20 protein-coding genes are annotated in these 20,533 nt (G+C 72.5%); 12 read left to right on the top strand and 8 right to left on the bottom strand.

From position 1 onward, the window contains the following. The first annotated feature begins 101 nt into the window (after nucleotides 1-101). The 10 genes from ACFMQL_RS29935 to ACFMQL_RS29890 all read left to right on the top strand — a co-directional run bounded on the left by ACFMQL_RS29935 (nucleotide 102) and on the right by ACFMQL_RS29890 (nucleotide 11,781). Nucleotides 102-1,352 (top strand): acetate/propionate family kinase, encoded by a 1,251-nt coding sequence (locus tag ACFMQL_RS29935; protein ID WP_378788111.1) that lies wholly within the window; start codon nucleotides 102-104, stop codon nucleotides 1,350-1,352. A 214-nt stretch (nucleotides 1,353-1,566) separates the two neighbouring features. Next, nucleotides 1,567-3,708, top strand: coding sequence for an ATP-dependent RecD-like DNA helicase (locus ACFMQL_RS29930; protein ID WP_364053698.1), 2,142 nt, complete (start codon nucleotides 1,567-1,569; stop codon nucleotides 3,706-3,708). 153 nt (nucleotides 3,709-3,861) lie between these two features. Further along, nucleotides 3,862-5,214, top strand: a complete 1,353-nt coding sequence (locus tag ACFMQL_RS29925) for a TrkH family potassium uptake protein (RefSeq protein WP_378788109.1) — start codon at nucleotides 3,862-3,864, stop codon at nucleotides 5,212-5,214. Then, nucleotides 5,207-5,869, top strand: coding sequence for a TrkA family potassium uptake protein (locus ACFMQL_RS29920; protein WP_364053704.1), 663 nt, complete (start codon nucleotides 5,207-5,209; stop codon nucleotides 5,867-5,869). The genes ACFMQL_RS29925 and ACFMQL_RS29920 overlap by 8 nt, the downstream gene beginning before the upstream one ends. Nucleotides 5,870-5,996: 127 nt before the next feature. Further along, nucleotides 5,997-6,440 carry a CBS domain-containing protein gene (locus ACFMQL_RS29915; protein WP_378788107.1) on the top strand — a complete coding sequence of 148 codons (444 nt, stop codon included), beginning with the start codon at nucleotides 5,997-5,999 and terminating at the stop codon, nucleotides 6,438-6,440. A gap of 73 nt (nucleotides 6,441-6,513) precedes the next feature. Beyond that, entirely contained in the window at nucleotides 6,514-7,122 is a 609-nt protein-coding gene (locus ACFMQL_RS29910) for a TetR/AcrR family transcriptional regulator (protein WP_364053710.1), read from the top strand. 127 nt (nucleotides 7,123-7,249) lie between these two features. Next, nucleotides 7,250-8,071 carry a class I SAM-dependent methyltransferase gene (locus tag ACFMQL_RS29905; RefSeq protein WP_364053713.1) on the top strand — a complete coding sequence of 274 codons (822 nt, stop codon included), beginning with the start codon at nucleotides 7,250-7,252 and terminating at the stop codon, nucleotides 8,069-8,071. 277 nt (nucleotides 8,072-8,348) lie between these two features. Continuing rightward, nucleotides 8,349-9,323 (top strand): aldo/keto reductase, encoded by a 975-nt coding sequence (locus ACFMQL_RS29900; RefSeq protein WP_364053716.1) that lies wholly within the window; start codon nucleotides 8,349-8,351, stop codon nucleotides 9,321-9,323. Nucleotides 9,324-9,478: 155 nt separating this feature from the next. Then, nucleotides 9,479-10,618, top strand: coding sequence for a DUF418 domain-containing protein (locus ACFMQL_RS29895; protein ID WP_364053719.1), 1,140 nt, complete (start codon nucleotides 9,479-9,481; stop codon nucleotides 10,616-10,618). A gap of 122 nt (nucleotides 10,619-10,740) precedes the next feature. Then, complete coding sequence (locus ACFMQL_RS29890; protein ID WP_378788105.1) at nucleotides 10,741-11,781, top strand: endo-1,4-beta-xylanase; 1,041 nt, start codon at nucleotides 10,741-10,743, stop codon at nucleotides 11,779-11,781. A gap of 66 nt (nucleotides 11,782-11,847) precedes the next feature. Here the strand turns inward: ACFMQL_RS29890 and ACFMQL_RS29885 are convergent, their stop codons facing one another. The 7 genes from ACFMQL_RS29885 to ACFMQL_RS29855 form a co-directional block, all read right to left on the bottom strand. Next, nucleotides 11,848-12,402 carry a hypothetical protein gene (locus ACFMQL_RS29885; RefSeq protein WP_364053725.1) on the bottom strand — a complete coding sequence of 185 codons (555 nt, stop codon included), beginning with the start codon at nucleotides 12,400-12,402 and terminating at the stop codon, nucleotides 11,848-11,850. Between the two features lie 407 nt (nucleotides 12,403-12,809). Beyond that, a complete protein-coding gene (locus ACFMQL_RS29880) occupies nucleotides 12,810-13,412 on the bottom strand; it encodes an RrF2 family transcriptional regulator (protein ID WP_378788103.1) in 603 nt (200 codons plus the stop codon). Nucleotides 13,413-13,430: 18 nt separating this feature from the next. Then, nucleotides 13,431-14,375 carry a sulfite exporter TauE/SafE family protein gene (locus tag ACFMQL_RS29875; RefSeq protein WP_364053731.1) on the bottom strand — a complete coding sequence of 315 codons (945 nt, stop codon included), beginning with the start codon at nucleotides 14,373-14,375 and terminating at the stop codon, nucleotides 13,431-13,433. 278 nt (nucleotides 14,376-14,653) lie between these two features. Continuing rightward, entirely contained in the window at nucleotides 14,654-15,043 is a 390-nt protein-coding gene (locus tag ACFMQL_RS29870) for a FixH family protein (protein WP_364053734.1), read from the bottom strand. Beyond that, the gene (locus ACFMQL_RS29865) at nucleotides 15,040-16,005 is read right to left on the bottom strand and encodes a hypothetical protein (RefSeq protein ID WP_378788101.1); all 966 of its coding nucleotides are present in this window, start codon (nucleotides 16,003-16,005) and stop codon (nucleotides 15,040-15,042) included. Before ACFMQL_RS29865 ends, ACFMQL_RS29870 begins: the two co-directional genes overlap by 4 nt. Continuing rightward, nucleotides 15,972-16,487 carry a hypothetical protein gene (locus tag ACFMQL_RS29860; protein ID WP_378788099.1) on the bottom strand — a complete coding sequence of 172 codons (516 nt, stop codon included), beginning with the start codon at nucleotides 16,485-16,487 and terminating at the stop codon, nucleotides 15,972-15,974. The genes ACFMQL_RS29865 and ACFMQL_RS29860 overlap by 34 nt, the downstream gene beginning before the upstream one ends. Continuing rightward, on the bottom strand, nucleotides 16,484-17,485 hold the full coding sequence (locus ACFMQL_RS29855) for a hypothetical protein (protein WP_378788097.1): 1,002 nt from the start codon (nucleotides 17,483-17,485) through the stop codon (nucleotides 16,484-16,486). The genes ACFMQL_RS29860 and ACFMQL_RS29855 overlap by 4 nt, the downstream gene beginning before the upstream one ends. 299 nt (nucleotides 17,486-17,784) lie before the next feature. Here ACFMQL_RS29855 and ACFMQL_RS29850 point away from each other — a divergent pair, with 299 nt between their 5' ends. Then, nucleotides 17,785-18,825, top strand: a complete 1,041-nt coding sequence (locus ACFMQL_RS29850) for a PP2C family protein-serine/threonine phosphatase (protein ID WP_378788095.1) — start codon at nucleotides 17,785-17,787, stop codon at nucleotides 18,823-18,825. 18 nt (nucleotides 18,826-18,843) lie between these two features. On the opposite strand, the gene ACFMQL_RS29845 is transcribed toward ACFMQL_RS29850, so the two are convergent. After that, nucleotides 18,844-19,872: a LacI family DNA-binding transcriptional regulator gene (locus tag ACFMQL_RS29845; RefSeq protein WP_364053746.1), complete on the bottom strand. Its 1,029-nt coding sequence runs from the start codon at nucleotides 19,870-19,872 to the stop codon at nucleotides 18,844-18,846. Between the two features lie 207 nt (nucleotides 19,873-20,079). On the opposite strand from ACFMQL_RS29845, the gene ACFMQL_RS29840 reads away from it, so the two are divergent. After that, the gene (locus tag ACFMQL_RS29840) at nucleotides 20,080-20,526 is read left to right on the top strand and encodes a pyridoxamine 5'-phosphate oxidase family protein (protein ID WP_364053749.1); all 447 of its coding nucleotides are present in this window, start codon (nucleotides 20,080-20,082) and stop codon (nucleotides 20,524-20,526) included. Nucleotides 20,527-20,533 lie beyond the last annotated feature (7 nt).

The raw sequence follows: 20,533 nt of genomic DNA, 5'->3' as shown, positions 1-20,533 counted from the left end.
CCGAGCGCCGTGAGCGACAACCCCTGAGAGCGGTAAAGGCGGTCGTCTTACATCCCTGTACGTCCGGTTTTGCCGGGGTGGTGGCGGGTAGCCGGGCGGGCATGGGGCTGGCCTTGGACGAGCAGGCGGACCGGCAGGCGGCGATACTCACCGTGAACGCGGGCTCGTCGAGCCTGCGGCTCGACCTCGTCCAGGGCGGCTGCGTGATCGACAGCGCCCACGCCGACCTCGCCGCACCCTCGGGCGGGCCGGGCGGGCAGGACGGGTCAGGCGGGCCGGGCAGGCAAGGCGGGCCGGGCGGGCCGGGCGGCGGCGCGGACGGAGCGGCGGGGGCCGCGTCCGCGTGGGAGGCCCTGTCGGAGTTCCTGGGCGGGCACTTCGACCGCGACATCAGGGCCGTGGCGCACCGGCTGGTGCACGGCGGCGACGTGCTGCGCGCACCCGCCGTCGCCGACGACGAGACCGTGGCCGCGCTGCGCGCCCTGACCGGCCTCGCCCCGCTGCACCTGCCGCCCGCGCTGGACCTGCTGGACGCCGCCCGCGAGCAGCTTCCCGCCGTGCCGCACGTGCTCTGCCCCGACACCGCCTTCCACGCCGGCCTGCCCGACGAGGCCGCCGTGTACGCGCTGCCGCCCGAGTGGCGCGAGCGCCACGGCCTGCGCCGCTACGGCTTCCACGGCCTGTCCTACGCCTGGGCCGCCGACCGGGTGGCCGAGCTGCTCGGACGGCCGGTGGCCGAGCTTGAGCTGGTGCTCGCGCACCTGGGCGGCGGCGCGTCGGTGTGCGCGCTGTCCGGCGGGCGCAGCGTGTTCACCTCGATGGGGTTCACACCGCTCGACGGCCTGCCGATGAGCAGGCGGTCCGGCAGCGTGGACCCCGGCATGCTGGTGTGGCTGCTGGAGCAGGGCCACCTGTCGATCGCCGAGCTGCGCGAGGGCCTGCAGCGCCGCTCGGGGCTGCTCGGCCTGTCGGGCGGCCGGTCCGGCGACACGCGCGCGCTGGTGGCGGCCGAGCGGGACGGCGACGCGGCGGCCGGGCTGGCGCTGCGGGTGTTCGCCCGCCGGGTGGCCGAGGAGGTCGCCGCCGCGGCGACCTCGCTGCCGCGCATCGACGCGCTCGTCTTCACCGGGGAGATCGGCTGGGACCAGCCGGAGGTGCGCGAGGCGGTCTGCCGCCGGCTCGGGCCGCTCGGCATCGAGGCGCCTGAGCTGCGGGAGCGGTCCGAGGACGGGCCGGTCAGCGCGTACGCGGCGGCGATCCCCGTCCTGGTCGTACAGGTGCGCGAGGAGCTGCAGCTCGCCCGCGAGTGCCTGCTGCTGCTCGACGGCCCCGAGGCGGACCCCGCCCTGTGAAGCGCCCGGCGCGGTCCGCCGTCCCGTGCGATGCCCCGCCTCCGCTTCCCCTGCCCATCCGGCCGTGCGGGCCATGCCGCGCGATGCCCCGCCTCCCCCTCCCATGCCCCGGCCGTGCGGTCCGCCGTCCCGTGCGATGCCCCATCTCCCCTCCCCTGTCCCGGCCGCGGGCCGTGCCGCGCGGTTGTCGGTGACGTTTGGTTGGATCTGCTGTGTGGAAGCCTCCGTCGAGCAGCTCGTCTACGTCCGCGATGACGAGTACACCGTCGCGCGCATGAGCGCCGACGGCGAGCCCGACTTCATCGCCACCGGCCGGGCGCTCGCCGGGGTGCAGCCGGGCGAGACGCTGCGGCTGTTCGGCGAGTGGGGCAGGCACGCCCGTTACGGGCGGCGCTTCGCGGTCAGCGGGTGCGAGCGGGTGACGCCGTCGTCGGTCCGCGCCATCCGCGCCTACCTGGGGTCGGGGCTGATCAGGGGCATCGGGCCGAAGCTCGCGTACGCGATCGTCGACCACTTCGGCGAGGCCACGCTCAAGGTCATCGACGGCGAGCCCGAGCGGCTCACCGAGGTCGTCAACATCGGGCCGCAGCGGCAGGGGCAGATCGTCCAGGCGTGGCAGGAGCAGAAGGCCATCGCCGCGCTCATGGTCACCCTGCAGGGGCTCGGGGTGAGCCCGCTGCTCGCCTCCAAGATCCACCAGGCGTTCGGCAAAGACGCAGAAGAGGTCCTGACCACCGACCCCTACCAGCTCATCGGCCGGGTCAGGGGCATCGCGTTCCGCATCGCCGACCGCATCGCGCTGCGCTCAGGGGTGCCCGAGCGCAGCCCGCAGCGGATCAAGGCGGCGCTGCTCGACCGGCTGGAGGCGGCGGGCAACCGCGACGGCCACTGCTTCGTGCCGGTGGCGGCCCTGGTCAGGGAGACGGCCCAGCTCATCGAGCAGGATCAGGAGCTCGTACGCCCGATGGTCGACGCGCTGGCGGCCGAGCGGCGGCTGGTGGTCGAGACGCATCCGCACCAGCCCGACCGGCCCGACGTCCACGTCGCCTATCTCAAACACGTCCACAGCCGCGAGGTGGCGCTGGCCGCGCGGCTCGCCGCGCTCATGCGGGCCCGCTCCACGCTGCCGCTGCGCTCGTTCCGCGAGGACCCGACGCTCCACGACGACCAGCGCGCGGCCGTCACCATGGCGCTGACCAGCACGGTCTCGATCATCACCGGCGGCCCGGGATGCGGCAAGAGCCACACGGTCAAGGCCATCGCCGCCATCGTGCGGGCATCGGGCGGCACGGTCACGCTCACCGCGCCCACCGGCAAGGCCGCCAAGCGGCTGTCGGAGCTGACCGGCATGCCCGCGATGACCGTCCACCGCATGCTCGCCCAGCAGCCCGACCCCGATCCCGAGACGCTGTTCGACGAGCGGCCGTCGCAGGCCGATCTGATCGTGGTCGACGAGGCGTCCATGCTCGACCTCCACCTCGCCACCCGGCTCACCGCCGCGGTGCGGCCCGGCAGCCACCTGCTCTTCGTCGGCGACGCCGGCCAACTGCCCAGCATCGGCGCCGGCGACGTCCTGGCCGACCTGCTGCGGGTCGAGGCGATCCCCCGCGTCGAGCTGACCCACGTCTTCCGCCAGGCCGGCGGCAGCGGCATCATCGAGGCCGCCCACCGCATCCGCGCGGGGCGGCTGCCCGCGACGCCGGGCGGCGGCGGGTTCTGGTTCGAAGAGCTCGACGATCCCGCGCAGGTGGCGCAGCGGGTGGCGCATCTCGCGATGGTGGCGATCCCCCGCAAGCAGGGCGTCGATCCCGGCCAGGTGCAGGTGCTGTGCCCGATGCGCAAGGGCGAGACGGGCGCCACCGCGCTCGGCCGGCTCATCCAGGACCGCCTCAATCCCGCCGCCGACGACAAGCCCGAGCACTGGTCGGGCTCCACGGTGTTCCGGGTGGGCGACCGGGTCATGCCGATCCGCAACAACTACGACAAGGGCGTCTTCAACGGCGAGACCGGCACGGTGACGGCCGTGGTGCGGGAGGAGCGCGCGGTCGAGATCCGCACCGACGACGGGGAGCGGGTGACGTACGGGTTCGACGAGCTCGACGACCTCACCCACGCCTACGCCATCAGCGTGCACCGGTCGCAGGGCAGCGAATACCCGTTCGTGGTCGCGCCGATCGTGGCCGAGTCCGGCGGCATCATGCTGCGCCGCAAGCTGCTCTACACGCTGGTCACCCGGGCCAGGGCGTGGGTGGTGCTGGTGGGGCAGCGCGAGGCGCTGGAGCTGGCCGTCCACCGCGTCGGGCGGCGCCGCGACACGGGCCTGGCCAGGCGTCTCGCGCTCGCGCTCGGCGGCTGAACGGCCACCCGGGCCAAGGCGCTCGGCGGGCCTGTTACGGTAGTGCGCGGTACGCCGGAAAGTCTGGTTCGGCATGGACTGCCGGCCGGACGGTCGGGGGAGGCGTTCACGAATGCGTGATCGTAGCCGTGCTCGTCGCATCGGGGCGCGTGCATGAATCGCCTGCTCGCCTGGCTGACGTCCCGCTTCGAGCAGCCGGCCCAGGTCGTGGTCTTCGGGTTCGGCCTCGCCATCGCGATCGGCGCGGCGCTGCTGTCGCTGCCCGCCGCCACCGCGTCCGGCGAGCCCGCCGGGCTGGTCGAGGCGCTGTTCACGGCCACCTCCGCGGTCTGCGTGACGGGGCTCACGGTGGTCGACACCGCCTCCCACTGGTCGGTGTTCGGCGAACTGGTGATCGCGGGGCTGTTCCAGGTGGGCGGGCTCGGCATCATGACGATCGCCACGGTGTTCACGCTGCTTGTCTCGGGGCGGTTAGGCCTGCGGGCCAAGATCGTGGCGCAGGCCGAGAGCAAGGCGCTCAGCGCCAGCGACATCCGCCGGGTGGTCCGCAAGGTGGTGCTGTTCACGCTGCTGTGCGAGACCGTCGCCGCCGCCGTCCTGACCGGCCGTTTTCTCATCGCGTACGGCGAGCCGTTCGGCCGGGCGCTCTACCTGGGCGGCTTCCACGCGGTGTCGGCGTTCAACAACGCCGGGTTCGTTCTGTGGCCCGACAACCTCATGCGGTTCGTGACCGACCCGTGGATCTGCCTGACCATCGCCATCGCCTGCATCGTCGGCGGGCTCGGCTTCCCGGTGGTGTTCGAGCTGGCCCGCACCTGGCGCCACCCGCACCGGTGGAGCGTGCTGACCAGGATCACGCTCGGCGTCACCGTCACCCTGCTGGTGCTCGGCACCCTCGTCTTCCTCATGACCGAGTGGCGCAACCCGCGCACACTCGGCGCGCTCGACGAGCCCGACAAGCTGCTGGCCGCGTTCTTCACCGCCGTCATGCCGCGCTCGGCCGGATTCAACACCCTCGACGTCTCGGCCATGTACCCGTCGAGCTGGCTGCTGACCGACCTGCTCATGTTCATCGGCGGCGGCAGCAGCGGCACCGCGGGCGGGATCAAGGTGACCACGGTCGGCCTGCTCGCCTTCGTCGTCTGGGCGGAGCTGCGCGGCGAGAGCCGGGTGAACGTCGGCCACCGCCGTCTGCCCGACACCACCCAGCGGCAGGCCGTCACCGTCACGGCGCTGGGGGTGGCGCTGGTGGGCGCGGCCACGTACGTGCTGCTCGCCCTTTCCCCGTACAGCCTCGACCAGGTCATGCTGGAGGTGGTGTCGGCGTTCAGCACGGCCGGGCTGTCCACCGGCATCACGGCTGATGTCGGCACGGCCGGGCAGGTGTTGCTCGTCATGCTCATGTTCGTGGGCCGCATCGGCCCGCTCACACTGGGCTCCGCGCTGGCCCTCAACAAGCGCGCCCGGCATTACGAACTACCCGAGGAGCGAGTGATCGTTGGCTGAGTACAGAGGCGACCCGGTCGTCGTCATCGGCCTGGGCAGGTTCGGCACGTCGCTGGCGCTGGAGCTCACCCGGCGCGGCACCGAGGTCCTGGCCATCGACAACCGTCCCAAGATCACCCAGAGCCTGGCCGGTCGCATCACCCAGATCGCGACCGCCGACGCCACCGACATGGAGGCGCTGCGCCAGCTCGGCGTGCCCGACTTCTACCAGGCCGTGGTGGCGGTCGGCAGCGACATCGAGGCCAGCATCCTCACCACGTCGCTCCTGGTCGAGCTGGAGATCAACGACATCTGGGCCAAGGCCATCAGCACCCAGCACGGCCGTATCCTGAGCCGCATCGGCGCCCACCACGTCGTCTTCCCCGAGCACGACATGGGCGAGCGCGTCGCGCACCTGGTGAGCGGCCGCATGCTCGACTACATGCAGGTCGACGAGAACTTCGCGCTGGCCAAGACCAGCCCGCCCAAGGAGTACGTCGGCATCCCGCTCGGCCAGTCCAACCTGCGCCGCAAATACGGCGTGACGATCGTGGCGGTCAAGCCGCCGGGCGAGGAGTTCACGTACGCGACGGCCGATACGGAGCTGTCGTACGGCGACATCGTGCTCGTCTCGGGGCGGACGGAACAGGTGGAGCGCTTCGCCGAACTGCCCTGACTCCGGAGCCTGCCTGACACCGGGCCGCCCCCTGGTCTTGAGCGGCCCTGACCGCGAGCCGCCCCGGCACCGGGCCGCCTGCGGCCCGGGCGGAGGCGCGGCCTACCCTGGCAGAGGAGGTCATCGCATGCGCGCACAGGATCTCGCCGCCGAGTTCCCGACGGTCACCCTCGACACTCCGGCGCTGGAGGCGGCCAGGCTCCTCGCCGACCGCGACCTGCCGGGGCTCATCGTCGTCGGCCCGGACGGCCTGCCCTGCAGCATCCTGCCCGGCACGCAGGTGCTGCGGCTCGCGGTGCCCGCCTACTGCCAGGACGACCCGGCGCTGGCCAGGGTGGTGGACGAGGCGCACGCCGACCGGTTCCTGCGCCGGCTCGACGACAGGACCGTACGCCAGTGCCTGCCGGAGGAGCCGCGCGAGCTGCCGGTGGCCGAGCCGAAGGCGACCATGCTGGAGCTCGCGGCGCTGATGGCGCGCATGCACAGCCCGCTGGTCGCGGTGGTGGACGACGGGCGGCTGATCGGCGCGGTCACCCTGCAGTCCCTGCTCGAACACGCCCTCCGGCCCTGAGGCCGCCGCCCCTGGCCGCGGGCGCGAAACCGGCTTACCAGGGAAAACGGACGGAGGCGCGTAGGCTGGGGGCATGGTGAAGGCCGTGGCCAGAGAGCCCGTACCCGCCCGGCGCGCGGACGCCGAGCGCGACATCGCCGCGATCCTGGAGGCCGGGACGCGGTTGCTCAGCGCCGATCCCGCCGCCGGCGTGGCCGAGATCGCCCGGGAGGCGGGGGTGGGCAGCGTGACCCTGTACGCCCACTTCCCCACCCGCGAGTCGCTGGTGGACGCGGTGCTCGACCACACGGTGGGCCTCGCGGACGCCGTGATCGAGGACGACAGCATCGACAGCGACCCTCCGTCCGAGGCCATGGAGGGTTTGCTGCGCTCGTCGTGGGAGGTGCTCGACCGGCATCGCCGCATCTTCCTCGCCGCCGACCGCACGCTGCCCACCGAGCGCATCAGGGAGCATCACGAGCGCCCGCTGCGCCGGGTGGAGCGGCTGATCGCGCGGGGCCGGCGGGCGGGCGACTTCCGTACGGACCTGCCGTTGCAGTGGCTGGTGACGGCGTTCTTCGCGATCGTGCACAGCGCGGCTCAGGAGCGGGAGGCGGGCCGGCTGTCTCCTGGCGAGGTGGAGAAGGTGCTGGTGACCACCATGCTGTCACTGCTGCGCCCGCCCCCGCAGAAACGCGGCTGAAAGCCTCCTGAGCCCGCTTCCAGCGAACCCGGGCCGAGAGCCTGCCGCGTCCGCTTCGGGCGAAACCTGGGCTGGGAGCCGCTGTCTCCCTTTGCCGAGTGGGCGAATGCCCACCTACTGTGGGCGCATGCCCACAACTTCCCCTGCGCCCGGGCTGCCGCCCGGGCAGGAGACCCATCAGCTCCGCCAGGTCGCCGAGTCCTTCGGCACCGAGGCCGACCGCTACGACCGGGCGCGTCCCAGCTACCCGGATTCCCTGATCGCCCGCATCGCCGCCGCCTCTCCCGGCCCCGACGTCCTCGATGTCGGCTGCGGCACCGGCATCGCCACCCGGCAGTTCCAGACGGCCGGCTGCCGGGTGCTCGGCGTGGACGTGGACGAGCGCATGGCCGCACTCGCGCGGGAACGCGGCCTCGAGGTCGAGGTGTCCTCGTTCGAGACGTGGGACGCCCGCGGGCGCCGTTTCGACGCGGTGGTCTCCGCGCAGACCTGGCACTGGATCGACCCGGTCGCGGGCGCCGCCAAGGCGGCCGAGGTGCTGCGGCCCGGCGGCCGGCTGGCGCTGCTCTGGAACGTCATGCAGCCCTCTCCCCCGGTGGCCGACGCCTTCGCCGAGGTCTACCGGCGGGTGCTGCCGCAGATGCCGGCCGTGGGCGCGGCGGGGCCCGCCATGCAGGCGTACGACGCCATGGCGGGCAAGGCGCGCGAGGGGATCGAAGCGTGCGGCGCGTTCGACGAGCCCGAGCGGTGGCAGGCCGACTGGGAACGCACGTACACGCGGGACGAGTGGCTGGACGCCGTGCCCACCTTCGGCGGCCAGAGCCTGCTGCCCGCCGAGCAGCGCGAGGAGCTGCTGCGGCAGATGGGCGCGGCGGTGGACGCTCTGGGCGGGGAGTTCGTGATGCCGTACGCGACGGTCGTGCTCACCGCCACCCTGCGCGCCGCCTGACGCGCGCACCCCAGGTCACGCTTCCTGGGGACCGTCTCGCAGGCCGAGCGGATATCGGCGCGGGGTGGCCGCACGCCACCGGCCACTGCCCGGTGGCAGGCGGTCATGACGCTCGCCGCCACCTGGTCGGGTACGCGGGTGAGGCTGAAGATGACGGTGGAGGTGCCGAGGTAGAGCACGATCCATCGCGCGGGGGAGGGCGGTCGGCAGTGCGGGCGGAAGTGCTTAACTTGGACCCGTAAAAACGTTTCACCCCCTGTATCGCGGAAGGTCACCCTTGGACTACGAACGCCAGCCGTACAGAAGGTGCGGCCGCAGCGGCCTGCTCCTCCCCGCCGTGTCGCTGGGCCTGTGGCACAACTTCGGCGAGGGCAAGCCGATCGAGACCCAGCGCGCGATCCTGCACAAGGCGCTCGACCTCGGCATCACCCACTTCGACATCGCCGACCGCTACGGCCCGCCCATCGGCGCCGCCGAGTCCGTGTTCGGCCGGATCTTCCCCCGGTCGCTGCGCGACGAGGTCGTGGTCACCACCAAGGGCAGCAACCCCATGTGGGACGGCCCGTACGGGAAGGGCAACTCCCGCAAGCACCTGCTGGCCACGCTCGACCGCTCGCTCGCCCGGCTCGGCCTCGACTACGTGGACATCTTCTACTTGCACCGCGACGACGAGGAGACGCCGCTGGAGGAGCAGGTGGCCACGCTGGACCACATGGTCCGCACCGGCCGCACGCTCTACGTCGGCGTGTCCAACTTCTCCCCCGAGCGCACCGCGCAGGCCGCCAGGCTGCTGCGCGAGCTCGGCACCCCGCTGCTGGTGCACCAGCCGCCGTACTCGCTGCTCAACCGCGGCATCGAGGACGCGCTGCTCGGCGTGCTGGAGGAGGAGGGCGTGGGCTGCGTGGTGTACTCGCCGCTGGCCCAGGGTCTGCTCACCGACCGCTACCTGAACGGCATTCCGGCCGACTCGCGGGCGGCCGAGGGCCGCTTCCTGACCGCCGACCGGGTGACGCCTGAGGTGCTGGCGTTCGTCCGCTCGCTGTCCAAGCTGGCCGAGTCGCGCGGTCAGACGGTGGCGCAGCTCTCGCTGGCCTGGGCGCTGCGCGACCCGCGCATCACGTCGGTGCTGGTCGGCGCGTCCAGCCCCGAGCAGCTCGAGGCGAACGTGGCGGCGGTGGACCGGCTCGGCTTCACCGAGGAGGAGCTGGCGGCCATCGACCAGGCCGCCAAGGAGGCCGGCGTCTCCTCCTGACGCGCGATCTCAGGGCCCGGGCCGGGTCGCCCGCGGCGGCTCGGACCCGGGCCCCTGAGCGACGAAAGACGGAGGCCGGTACATCGATCGATGTACCGGCGTTTTCGCTCCTCGGGACGAGGGCGGGGTCCCGCGCGGCCAGCACAGTGGAGACTGTGACGCGACGCATCGACGCACTCGACGTGCTGCGCGGGGTGGCCATCCTGGGCACGCTCGGCACCAACATCTGGCTCTTCACCTCGCCGGCGGGGCCGCTGGAGGCTTTGAGCCCTTCGGGCGGCGCGGTGGAGACGTTCCTGCGGTTCCTGTCGAACGGCAAGTTCCTCGGCCTGCTCACGCTGCTGTTCGGGGTGGGGCTGGAGCTGCAGTATCGCAGCGCCGTACGCAAGGGGCTGCGCTGGCCGGGCCGGTATCTGTGGCGGGCGGCGCTGCTGTTCTGCGAGGGCGTGCTGCACTACGTGCTGGTCTTCGAGTTCGACGTGCTCATGGGGTACGCGCTGACCTCGATCGTGGTGGCGTACCTGGTGGGGCGGAGCGAGCGGGCCGTGACGGCGTGGATGATCGCGGCGGGCACCGTGCACCTGGCCATCGTCGCCCTGGTCACCGCCGCGCTGCTCGCCGGGCCCGCGCCGTCGCCGAGCGGGATGCCGCCGCGGGACTGGCTCGGCCAGGTGCGGATGCGGCTGGACAACGTCGTGGTCTTCCGCGCCGAGCTGGTCGTCATCCTGCCGCTGGGGACGGTGCTGTTCCTGCTCGGGGCGCGGCTGATGCGGGCGGGTGTCTTCGAGGAGCGCGGGGCGGCGCTGCGGGCGCGGCTCGCGGCGGTGGGGCTCGGCATCGGCGTGCCGCTGAACCTGGCCACCTCTTTCGCGGGACCGTCCTGGGCCATCGTGGACAGGTACGTGGCCGCGCCGCTGGTCTCCGTGGGCCTGCTGGCGCTGGTCACCTCCATCGTGCAGGGCATGCGCGGCGCGCCGGGCCCGATGCGGCGCAGCCTCACCGGCGTGGGGCGCACCGCGCTGTCCTGTTACGTGTTCCAGAACCTCGCCGCGAGCGTGCTCTGCTACGGCTGGGGACTGGGGCTGGCCGAGCGCTTCGCCGGCCTGCGGCCCTGGTGGGTGCCGGTGGCCTGGGCGGTGGTCTGCCTGGGCTTCATGGCGGGGACGTCGCTGTGGCTGCGCCGCTTCGACCGCGGGCCGCTGGAGCTGGTCTGGCAGTGGGCGTACCAGGCCCCATGGCGGACACGTGGCGAGCATGCGGCGGGCGCGGGCCAAGGCCGGGGTGTGAGTGGTTGACGGGGCCTTCGTGAACGCTTACCGTTCCGGCAGTCGGTGAAATTATCGACATCCTTCCGAAACTTTCGGAAACGTCCCTGGCATCCCCTGCTCCGGTATCGGAGGTCCGTACGGTGAAGCCCTTGATCCTCGCACTGGCGCTCGTGCTCGCCGCACCCGCGCCTCCTGCGCACCCCCACCCCCACCCCCACCCGGCGAAGGACCTGCGCCAGCTCGCCCAGCAGCACGGCATCAAGATCGGCACCGCGGTCGACATCGCCGCCCTGCGCGACGAGCCCGACTACCGCCAACGGCTCAACCGCGAGTTCACCCACGTCACCGCCGAGAACGCGATGAAGTGGGAGTCCGTCGAACCGGAGCGGGGCGTCTACACCTGGGACGACGCCGACGCCCTCGTCGAGAACGCCCGCCGCAACCACCAGCAGATCCGCGGCCACACCCTGCTCTGGCACAACCAGCTCCCCGCCTGGCTGACCAGCGGCGTCGAGGACGGCACGATCGACGCCACCGAGCTGCGCGAGATCCTGCGCGAGCACATCACCACCCAGGTGCGCCGCTACAAGGGCAAGATCCGCGCCTGGGACGTGGTGAACGAGGTCGTGGAGGAGGACGGCTCGCTGCGGCAGAGCATCTGGCTCCAGCACCTCGGCCCCGGCTACATCGCCGACGCCTTCCGCTGGGCCCACCGCGCCGACCCGCACGCCAGGCTGTTCATCAACGACTACAACCTCGAGTGGAACGCCCCCAAGATCGAGACCACCCTGTCCATCGTCAAGGACCTGAAGGCGCAGGGCGTCCCCATCCACGGCATCGGCTTCCAGGGCCACCTCGGCATCCAGTACGACTACCCCGCCGACTGGGCCAACGTCATGCGGCGCTTCGCCGACCTCGGTCTCGAGGTCGCCATCACCGAGCTGGACGTCCGCATGGTGCTGCCGGTCACCCCGGAGAAGCTCGCCACCCAGGCCGAGTACTACCGGCGCGCGCTCACCGACTGCCTGAGCGTCCGCGCCTGCCGCGAAATGACCGTCTGGGGCTTCACCGACCGGCACTCGTGGGTGCCCGGCTGGTTCGAGGGTGAGGGGGCGGCGACGCTGCTCGACGAGAACCTCGCCCCGAAGCCCGCGTACAAGGCGCTGCTGGCGGTGAGAGGCCGCAAGTAGCCCGGCCCGCCGGCGCCTTTCCCGGCATGGGGAGGCCGCGCGGAGATGCTCCGCGGGGCGTTCCCCTCATCCGGTCGCCGGGGCGGGGTCGAGGCGCTGGAGGAGGCCGTACACGAAACTGGCCCGGTAGGTCCGCCCGCCGGACGGGACGTCGACCGTCCAGTGGTGCGGCGCCGGGCCCTCCATCTGCACGGCGCCGGGAAAGCTCGCGCCGATGTCGGCCACCACGCACGTCCAGGGCGCCAGATCGGCCAGGGTGAGTGATGCGGCGGGGCCGGACGGGCGTACGAACCACTGGTTCCACAGCTCGTCACCGGGCCCGAGCAGCGCCTCGTAGGCGAGGCCCGGCCATGACGGGAGCGTCCAGCGCAGGACGGTGCAGGTGAGGCTGCCCGCCGGTCTCCTCCCCCGGTACGGCGCGGGCCCGAGCGCCATCCGCAGCGCCGCCGCCCCCTTGGGAGCCCTGGGCGCGTGGGCCAGCCGCGTCCAGTGCGCGTGCGCCGCGCGTACCTCGGCTCTCGACGCGCCCATCTCGCGCAGCGCCTCCTCGACCCGTTCGGGGTTGAGGTCGCGCATGCGATGCATCAGGGCGAGCTCGAACTCGCGTACACCGAACGTCACTCCCCCACCCTGCCAGCCCCGGCTCCGTCGCAGGAACTCGCACGGAGAGGCTGGGCCCGGCGCGGGGAGCCCGCCGTGGCCACCGCGCCGCCGCGGGACCCGGACCCTGGCCCGAGGCCCCCGACCGAGACCAGAGGGAAGGCGGAGACAGGGAGTCAGGGGGCAGGGCGTCCCAGGGTGTCCGGAGGACTCGACGGGCCTGACGGCCTCAGCGGCCTCGGCGGCTCAGCGGCTCGGCAGCTCAGCGGCCTCAGCGGCTCGGCGGCTCAGCGGCTCGGCGGCTCTGCGGCCTCGGCGGCTCTGCGGCTCGGCGGGTCTGACCGAACCGGCGAGCGCGGCCGAACCAGCAGGTCTGACCATCTCTGCGGGTCAGGCCGAACCGGCGCGGCCGACTCGACGAACCCGGCCTACTCAGCCGGCTCGGTCGGCTTGCCGGATCCGGCCGGAGGGCGCGCGTCGACCGCATCGGCTGTGGAGGCGGCCGGGGAACCGGCTGTGGAGGCGGCCGGAGAACCGGCCGTGAAGCTGGCCACGGATGCGGCCGTAAAGGAAGTGCCGTCCCGGGCAGCCCCGTCGCCGGCAGCCCCGTCGCCGGAAGTGCCGTCGCCGGAGATGCCGTCGCCGACGTGGTCTGCTCCCGATGCGACCACGTCGGCCAGGGTGATCTCGCTGAGCAGCGCGTTCTCGTGGCTGCGCAGCCGCTCCCAGATGGCGGCGAGCGGCGCGGCCGCGCGGGGGAACGGCCGGGTGGCCTGTTCCGCACCCTCGGTGACGCGGATGACGTCGGCGAGGGCGATCTCCCCCGGCGGCCGGGCCAGCCAGTAGCCCCCGTCCGGGCCGCGTTGGCTACGGAGCAGCCCGGCCCGGCGGAGCTGGAGCAGGATGTTGTCACAGAACCGGCGCGGGATCTCCTGGCTGGCGGCGATGCGTTCGGCGTGGACCGGACGGTCGGCCGTGGCCAGGGCGAGCATGGCGCCGAGTGCGTACTGCGTGCGGGCGGAGATTCTCATACGAGGTCTGGGGCCGCCTCAGGCGGACGCCGTCGTCTCCTCCTCCTCGGCGCCGCGCTTCTGCAGCTCGCTCTCCACCGCCTCGACGGACTCGTTGGCCTTGTCGCGGCGGTATTCACGCACCGAGTACGCGATGGCGCCCGCCCAGATGATGGCGATGGCGATGTAGGCGACGGTCTGGACGTTGCCGGGGGCGTCGATCCAGTCGCTGCGCAGCAGCGTGCGGACGTTCGTGAGGATGATGATGCCGCCGACGGCGGAGCCGAGGATGCGCGGCGGGATGTGGCGGACCAGCCAGGCCGCGATCGGCGCGGCGATCACGCCGCCGAGCAGCAGCACGGCCACCCAGGCGAAGTCGATCCGCTCGGAGCCGATGCCGACGAAGAAGCCGACGCTGGCGGCAATGGCGACGATGAACTCGCTCGTGTCGATGGAGCCGATGACCTTGCGCGGGGCCAGGCGGCCGCTGGCGAGGATGGCGGGCGTGCCCACGGGGCCCCATCCGCCGCCGCCGGTGGCGTCGACGAAGCCGGCGACGAGGCCGAGCGGGGCCAGGAAGCGCCTGCGCAGCGGCTTGCCCAGGTTGCCGCGCGGGAGGCCGAACGCGGTGAAGCGGATGAGGATGTAGACGCCGAGCGCCAGCAGGATGAGCGACATCACCGGAGCCGCGACCTCGGTGGAGAGGCTGGACAGGAACGTCGCGCCGGCGAACGCGCCGATGGCGCCGGGGATGCCGATCTTGCCGACGACCTTCCAGTCGACGTTGCCGAAACGCCAGTGGGAGACGCCCGAGGCCAGCGTGGTGCCGATTTCGGCGAGGTGGACGGTGGCGGACGCGGCCGCCGGGTTGGTGCCGATGGCCAGCAGCAGCGTCGTCGACGTGACGCCGTACGCCATGCCGAGGCTGCCATCGACGAGCTGGGCCGCGAAACCGACCAGCCCGAGCAGGATGAGCGCTCGCACGATCTCCCTCTCCCTACCATTCCTACTATAGAAGTAGGAATAATACTTTAAGCCGCGCATCGTCCTGTCAAGTCACGTCCAGGTAAAGCCCATCCGGTTGCGAGCGGCTCCCCTCGTATCGGCAGGGTCCGAGAGGCGGTCGTCTTCCGTGGGTCCGGCGGCGGCACCTGTGCGGGTGGCGCACGACCGGTGCCGCCGCGCGACCGAGAGCACGGCGGGGGAACGCACGACCGATCGTCCCGGCTCAGGGCGCGGGGCCGGGGTTCAGCGCCGTGGTGTCACTCTTCTGTGATCAGGGCCTTGACCGTGAGGTCTTCCGGGCCGGAGGGGCCGTCGAGGTGGACGGTCACCTCCCAGACTCCGGCCATCGAGAACAGCTCGCCCTCGGCGGCGAAGCGGCCGGGCTCCCGTTCGGTGGCCGTCAGCTCCGGCATGGCGTGTCCCATGTCGGCCATCACCGCCGACACGTTCACCGTGTCGGCGTCGCCCCGGTCCACCACGACCTCCACCGTGCCGGGCCCCGGGGTGGGGTCGCCGATGAGCACCGTGGCGGCATAGCGGGCGCCGTTGCTGGTCACGCGGACCGGCTCGGCCGACGCGCTCCTGCCCACCACGAAGAACGTCACCGCCACGGCCACCAGCCCGGCGGCGATCAGCACACGTCTCATCGGCCGCTCCCCGTCATGTCACCCATCGCTTCCCCCGTCTCGCCGCGTGCCGCCTCCCTCGCGGCAGTCCACGCGGCCGTACCTGCCTCATTCCGCGCCGTGTCCCCCGCCTCGGCGCCCGCCGCGCTCTCCCCAGTGTCCTGGCCGGTGGCCTCACCCGTCGGTTCCGCCGCGGTCCCGGGCGCGTCGCCTGTCACGTTCACCGTGAACGGGGCCGTGACGATGCGGTCGCGGGTGGCGTACTGGGCCCAGGCGAGGTAGCGGCCGGGCTCGGGGAAGCTGAACGTGAAGCGCAGGCGGGAGCCGGGCGTGCCCATCTCGTGGACGTGGCCGAGGAAGGAGCCGTCCTCGTTGCGCACCAGGAGGTGGCCGGTCATGCCGAGCCAGGGCCGTACGCCGGCGGGCGCGGCCAGCTCGATCGTCACCGGGCGTCCCGCCACGGGGACGGCGGGCCGCAGGACCGGTGCCGCATCGCCGGTCTCCGGTCGTTCCTCCTCGCTGTCGTCAGCGCTCCCCTTGCCGACCTGGAAGGAGGACGAGACGAGCTGGCCGCCCGAGTCCTCGCGTTCCAGCTCGGCGTAGGCCAGGTAGCGCCCCGAGCGGTCGGCGCGCATGCGCACCTCGAGGCGGCCCGGGGCGGTGCGGAGCGGGTGTACGTGGCGGAAGTACCGTCCGTCCTCGGAGGTGACGACCACGTGAGCGAGCGCCTCGTGGTGCACGACGAGGTCGTCAACGGGCCGCCCGGTCGAGCCGTCCAGGAGGTCGATGCGCAGCGTGTACTCCTCCCCCGCGCCGGGCCGCTCCGGCACGGTGGAGACCCGGGCCTGCGCGTACGGCCGCCCGGCGGCGTTCGTGGCGGTCGGCGCGGCGCCGTCCGGCGGGGCGGGCGGGAGCTGCGGCTCGAACATGACCACCATGGCCGCCACGGTCACCCCGGCGGCGGCGACGGCGGCCAGCCCCATCGCCGGCCCGGCCGGCTCAGCGCCCCGGTGAGCAGACCGCCCACCAGCAGCAGCCCGGCCACGAACAGGCCGCCGTAGATGAGGAAGTCGCCAGGGGATCCACGATCGACGAGCACCCGGAACGGCACCACGGCGACCTCACCCCCGGCGCTCAGCTTGAGCTCGTGCGGCCCGGTGCGCTCGACCCGCAGCTCGGTGTACGCGGGGTCGGCGGCGGCGCGGGCGGTGCCGGTGACCGTACGGCCGTCCTCGACCGACCGGACCTCGAGGTCGAAGACAGGCCCGGCGACCGGCTCGTACGCGATCACCCCGATCCGCAGCGGCCCCGGCACCCGGGAGGTTCCTTTGATCACCACCGTGACCTCGGCGCCGGCGATGGTCTGCGCGAAGCGCAGGTCCGCGCCCGCCGTGACGTTGTGCGCCGCGGCGGGTACGGCCATCGCCAGCACCAGGACGGCGGCCAGCCACAGGGCTCGGATCATGCCCGCTCGGGGCGGGCGTCGGGCAGGAACAGCGCTCCGAGCGTCAGCCCGACGAGGCCGGCGACGACGGGCGCGCCGGTCCACAGCTCGGGCACGGCCGGCAGGCCGCCACCGGTCACCGAGGCGACCGCGATGTAGAGCGACCATGTGGCGAGCGCCGACAGCCCGGCGAAGGCCCAGTAGGCGCCGCGCCGCGTGGCCGACGGGCGCAGCCAGGCGATCAGCAGGTCGCTGACCAGGCCGCCCGCCACGATGGACAGCAGGACGGGCAGGTTCTCGAACTCGGTCTGCGCACCGGGCATGAGAACCGCGAAGGCGTACATGATCGTGACCGACCCGAAGGGCAGCTGCCAGCGACGGGCGAGCAGCAGCACCGGGGCGAGCAGGATGACGTTGCTCACGACCATGGCGGCGGCCAGGTCGCCCGCGCCGGAGTCACGGACGGCGGAGAACGCCTCCACGATCGTCTCGGGACGGTACTGCATCGCGTCGGCGTAGGACAGGAACAGCGACACCAGCGTGGTGGCGAACGCCAGCCCGATGATGGCGGGCAGCAGCCGCCCGAGCGTCGGGCTCTCGCCGATGTCGGGGGCGTTCCAGATGGAACGCACTGGAGTGGTGATGATGAGGAGCATCGTCGAGACCAGCCCGAGATGTGATGGGCTGAACAGAATGTCAATGTTCGTCTCGATGCCCAGAATCGTGTGCCACATCATGTCGGCGAATCCGAACGCCGCGAACGCGGGTATGGCGATCAGCCCGGCGAGATATCCCGCCGGCACCGCGGCGAGCCCTTGCCGCCCCGCGCGTACGTTGCGCCAGACCTGCCAGATGATCCAGCCGGCCACGACCGCGAACCCCGAGTAGAACACGGCGTGCCACGGCGTGAAGAAGGTCTCCAGCTCGGAGAGGTTGGTGTGCGCCCAAGCGTCGATCATCAATCCGACACCGAACCAGATGCCGAGCAGGGCCGTGACCAGGTCTGTCCTCGGGGTCACCCAGGTGCGAGGCTCCCCGGAATCCACCAGTAATCGCCGAATGCCGGCGTCGGCCATCGCCACTTCCTGACTCCTTTCCATCAGTGGAGAATCTAGCTCCCTTTCGTGAATTGGCGCGCGGCCGATGTTTTCAGCTGTGTTATTGACGCTGGGTACTGTGATGAACACGTAACGGACAGAAATTACCGTGATAAATGCCCATCTGTCGTGGTTCTCACCGGAGCGTTGGCTTGAGAACCGCCCTCGGCCTGCGCGATGCTGGTACGTCAGCAGCGATCGGTGGTCGATTCGGGGGTGGGATGAGCTCTTTGCGGGTCCTGCGCTGGCTGCCCTTCGTCGTGATGGCGGGTGTCGCGCTGCTGGACGTCCTGGCCGGCCGTTCCCTCGTCTTCCTTCCGCTGCTCACGCTCGGCCCGGCTTTCGCGTCGGTGTCGGGCGGCGTGCGCCGCACCGCCTTCGTCGGCGCGGTGGCGCTGGGCATCTGCGTGCCCATGGCGCTCTACAACGAGATGCTGCTCACCTGGGAGAACTGCCTCACCGTCGTCGGCATCGCCGGCGTGACGGGCGCGAGCATGCTCGCCGCCAGGCTGCGGCTGCAGCGCGAGCGCGAGCTGGCCAGCGTCCGGCAGGTGGCGGAGGCGGCGCAGCGGGTGCTGCTGCGGCCGGTGCCGCGGCGGGCGGGCGATCTGCGGGTGGGACTGTCCTATACGTCGGCGGCGGCCGAGGCCCGCATCGGCGGCGACCTGTACGAAGTCGTCACCACCCCGCAGGGCGTACGCCTGCTGATCGGCGACGTGCAGGGCAAGGGCCTCGCGGCGGTCGAGACGGCGGCCTGGGTCCTCGGCGCGTTCCGCGAGGCGGCCTACGACGAGGCCGACCTGGTGGACATCGGCGAGCGCCTGGAGGCGAGCCTGACCCGCCATCTGACCAGCGAGCAGTTCGTCACGGCGATCATCGCGGAGATCCACGACACGGAGGTGTCGCTGGTGAGCTTCGGCCACCCGCCGCCGCTGCTGCTCCGCTCCGACGGCGGCGTGCAGGTCGCCGAGCCACCGGATCAGGGGCTGCCGCTGGGGCTCGGCGTGTTCGACGCCGCGCGGGCCAAGCCGTACCGGGTGCCGTTCCACCGGGGCGACCGCATCCTGTTCTTCACCGACGGCGTGATCGAGGCGAGGAACGCCGAGGGCGAGTTCTACCCACTGGAGGAGCGGACGACGCTGCTGCGCCGCGAGGACCCGCAGGTGGCGCTGGACGCGCTGCGGGCCGACCTGGTCGAGCACGTGGGCGGCCCGCTGCTGGACGACGCGGCCATGCTCCTGATCCATCGCCCAGGGCACTGATCCGCCGCCGGGTGGCGGTCAGGCGCCGCCGGGCACCAGCGGGACCGTGGTGGACTCCCGCACCACCAGATGGCAGGGACGGGGGTGGCGACCGGGCGACGGCTTGCCGTTGATGGCGGCGAGCAGCATCTCCGCGGCGGTGCGGCCGAGCCCGTCGAGGTTCATGTCGACGCTGGTCAGCGGCGGCTGGCTGGCCTCGGCCATGACCTCCCAGTTGTCGAACCCGACGAGCGCCACGTCCTCCGGCACCCGCCGCCCGACGGCTCGCAGCGCATCGGCGACGCCCCGGGCGATCTGGTCGCTGCCGCAGAACACCGCGTCGAACTCGGTGCCGGAGGCAAGCAGCATCCCGACCGCCTGACGCCCCCACATCTCGCTCCAGGCGCCGTAGAGCGGCGCACCGGCGAGCGCGAGCCCCGCCTCGGCCAGCCGCTCCTCGGCGGCGGCCGCGCGGACACGGGCGGAGTGGTGGTGCTCGGGCCCGGTGATGTGGGCGATGCGGGTGCGGCCGATCGCCATCAGGTGCTCGACCGCCTTGCGCGCCCCGCCTTCCTCATCCGGTACGACCGAGCAGTCGGCCGGGTCGGTGGAGCTGATGAACGCGTAGACCACGGGCACCGGCAGGTCACGCCCGATGGGCGCGCGGGCCTCGGTGCGGCGGCCGGTGACGATGATGCCGTCGACGCGGCGGCTGAGCAGGGTCTTGACGTGGTACTGCTCGCGGATCGGGTCGCCGCGCCCGTCGCACAGGAACACCGACATCTGCCCGGCCCCCAGCGCGTCCTCCGCGCCCATGAGGACGGGGATGCTGAACCGCCCGATGGTGTCGGTGGTGATCATGCCGACGGTGTACGTACGTCCGGAGTGCAGGCTGCGGGCCCCCGCGTTGACCTCGAAGTTGAGCTGCCTGGCCGCGTCCCTGACCCGCGCGCGGGTCTCCTCGCGCAGCGAGCCCCGGCCGTTGAGGGCCTTGGAGGCCGTGCCCACCGACACCCCGGCCAGCGCCGCGACGTCGGAGATCGTGGGGTGACGCTCCAATTTCCCCATCGCTTTCCCCCTGCTTTCCCGAAACCTCGCTCCCGCCATCCTACTGGCGGTGAGATCGGGCCGGTCGGGCGAGGCAATCGATTGCTAGGACTTTCCTCACATGCACGCGGTCCCCGAGCATACGGCGCGGTGACGTGACCTCGTCCCGGCGGGTAAAGGGACTTTGGTCCCTACCTGTACGGCCGGTGCGCCGGGCACGCTGGCCAGGTGACGTACCAGGAAGACGGGCTGAACGGCGCCCGGGATCTGCGCGAGCTGCCCGCTGTGGAGGCGATGCGGCTGCTGGCGAGGGCGCCGCTCGGCCGCATCGTCTTCACCCGGCACGCCCTGCCGGCGGTCAGGCCGGTGAACCACGCGGTGGTGGACGGCGCGATCGTGATCAGGACCACTCCCGGCATGATCATCGGCGGGCACATGGAGCAGGCGGTGGTGGCGTACGAGGCCGACGAGCTGGACGGGCAGGAGCGGCTCGGCTGGAGCGTCATCGTGACCGGGGTGGCCGCGCCGGTGACCGACCCCGAGGAGGCGGCCCGGCTGAGGGGCCTGGTGCGCCCGTGGGTGACGGGCGAGATGGACCAGGTGATCCGCATCCGGCCGGAGATCGTCACGGGGTTCGTGCTGGTGCCCGCGCAGGTGGCGTACGAACCGTCCTGATCGGCGG

It is taken from the genome of Nonomuraea fastidiosa, assembly GCF_042751225.1.
Lineage (GTDB): Bacteria > Actinomycetota > Actinomycetes > Streptosporangiales > Streptosporangiaceae > Nonomuraea > Nonomuraea fastidiosa.
The sequence above is the reverse complement of the archived record's forward strand: the minus strand, read 5'-3'. Positions and strand labels throughout refer to the sequence as shown.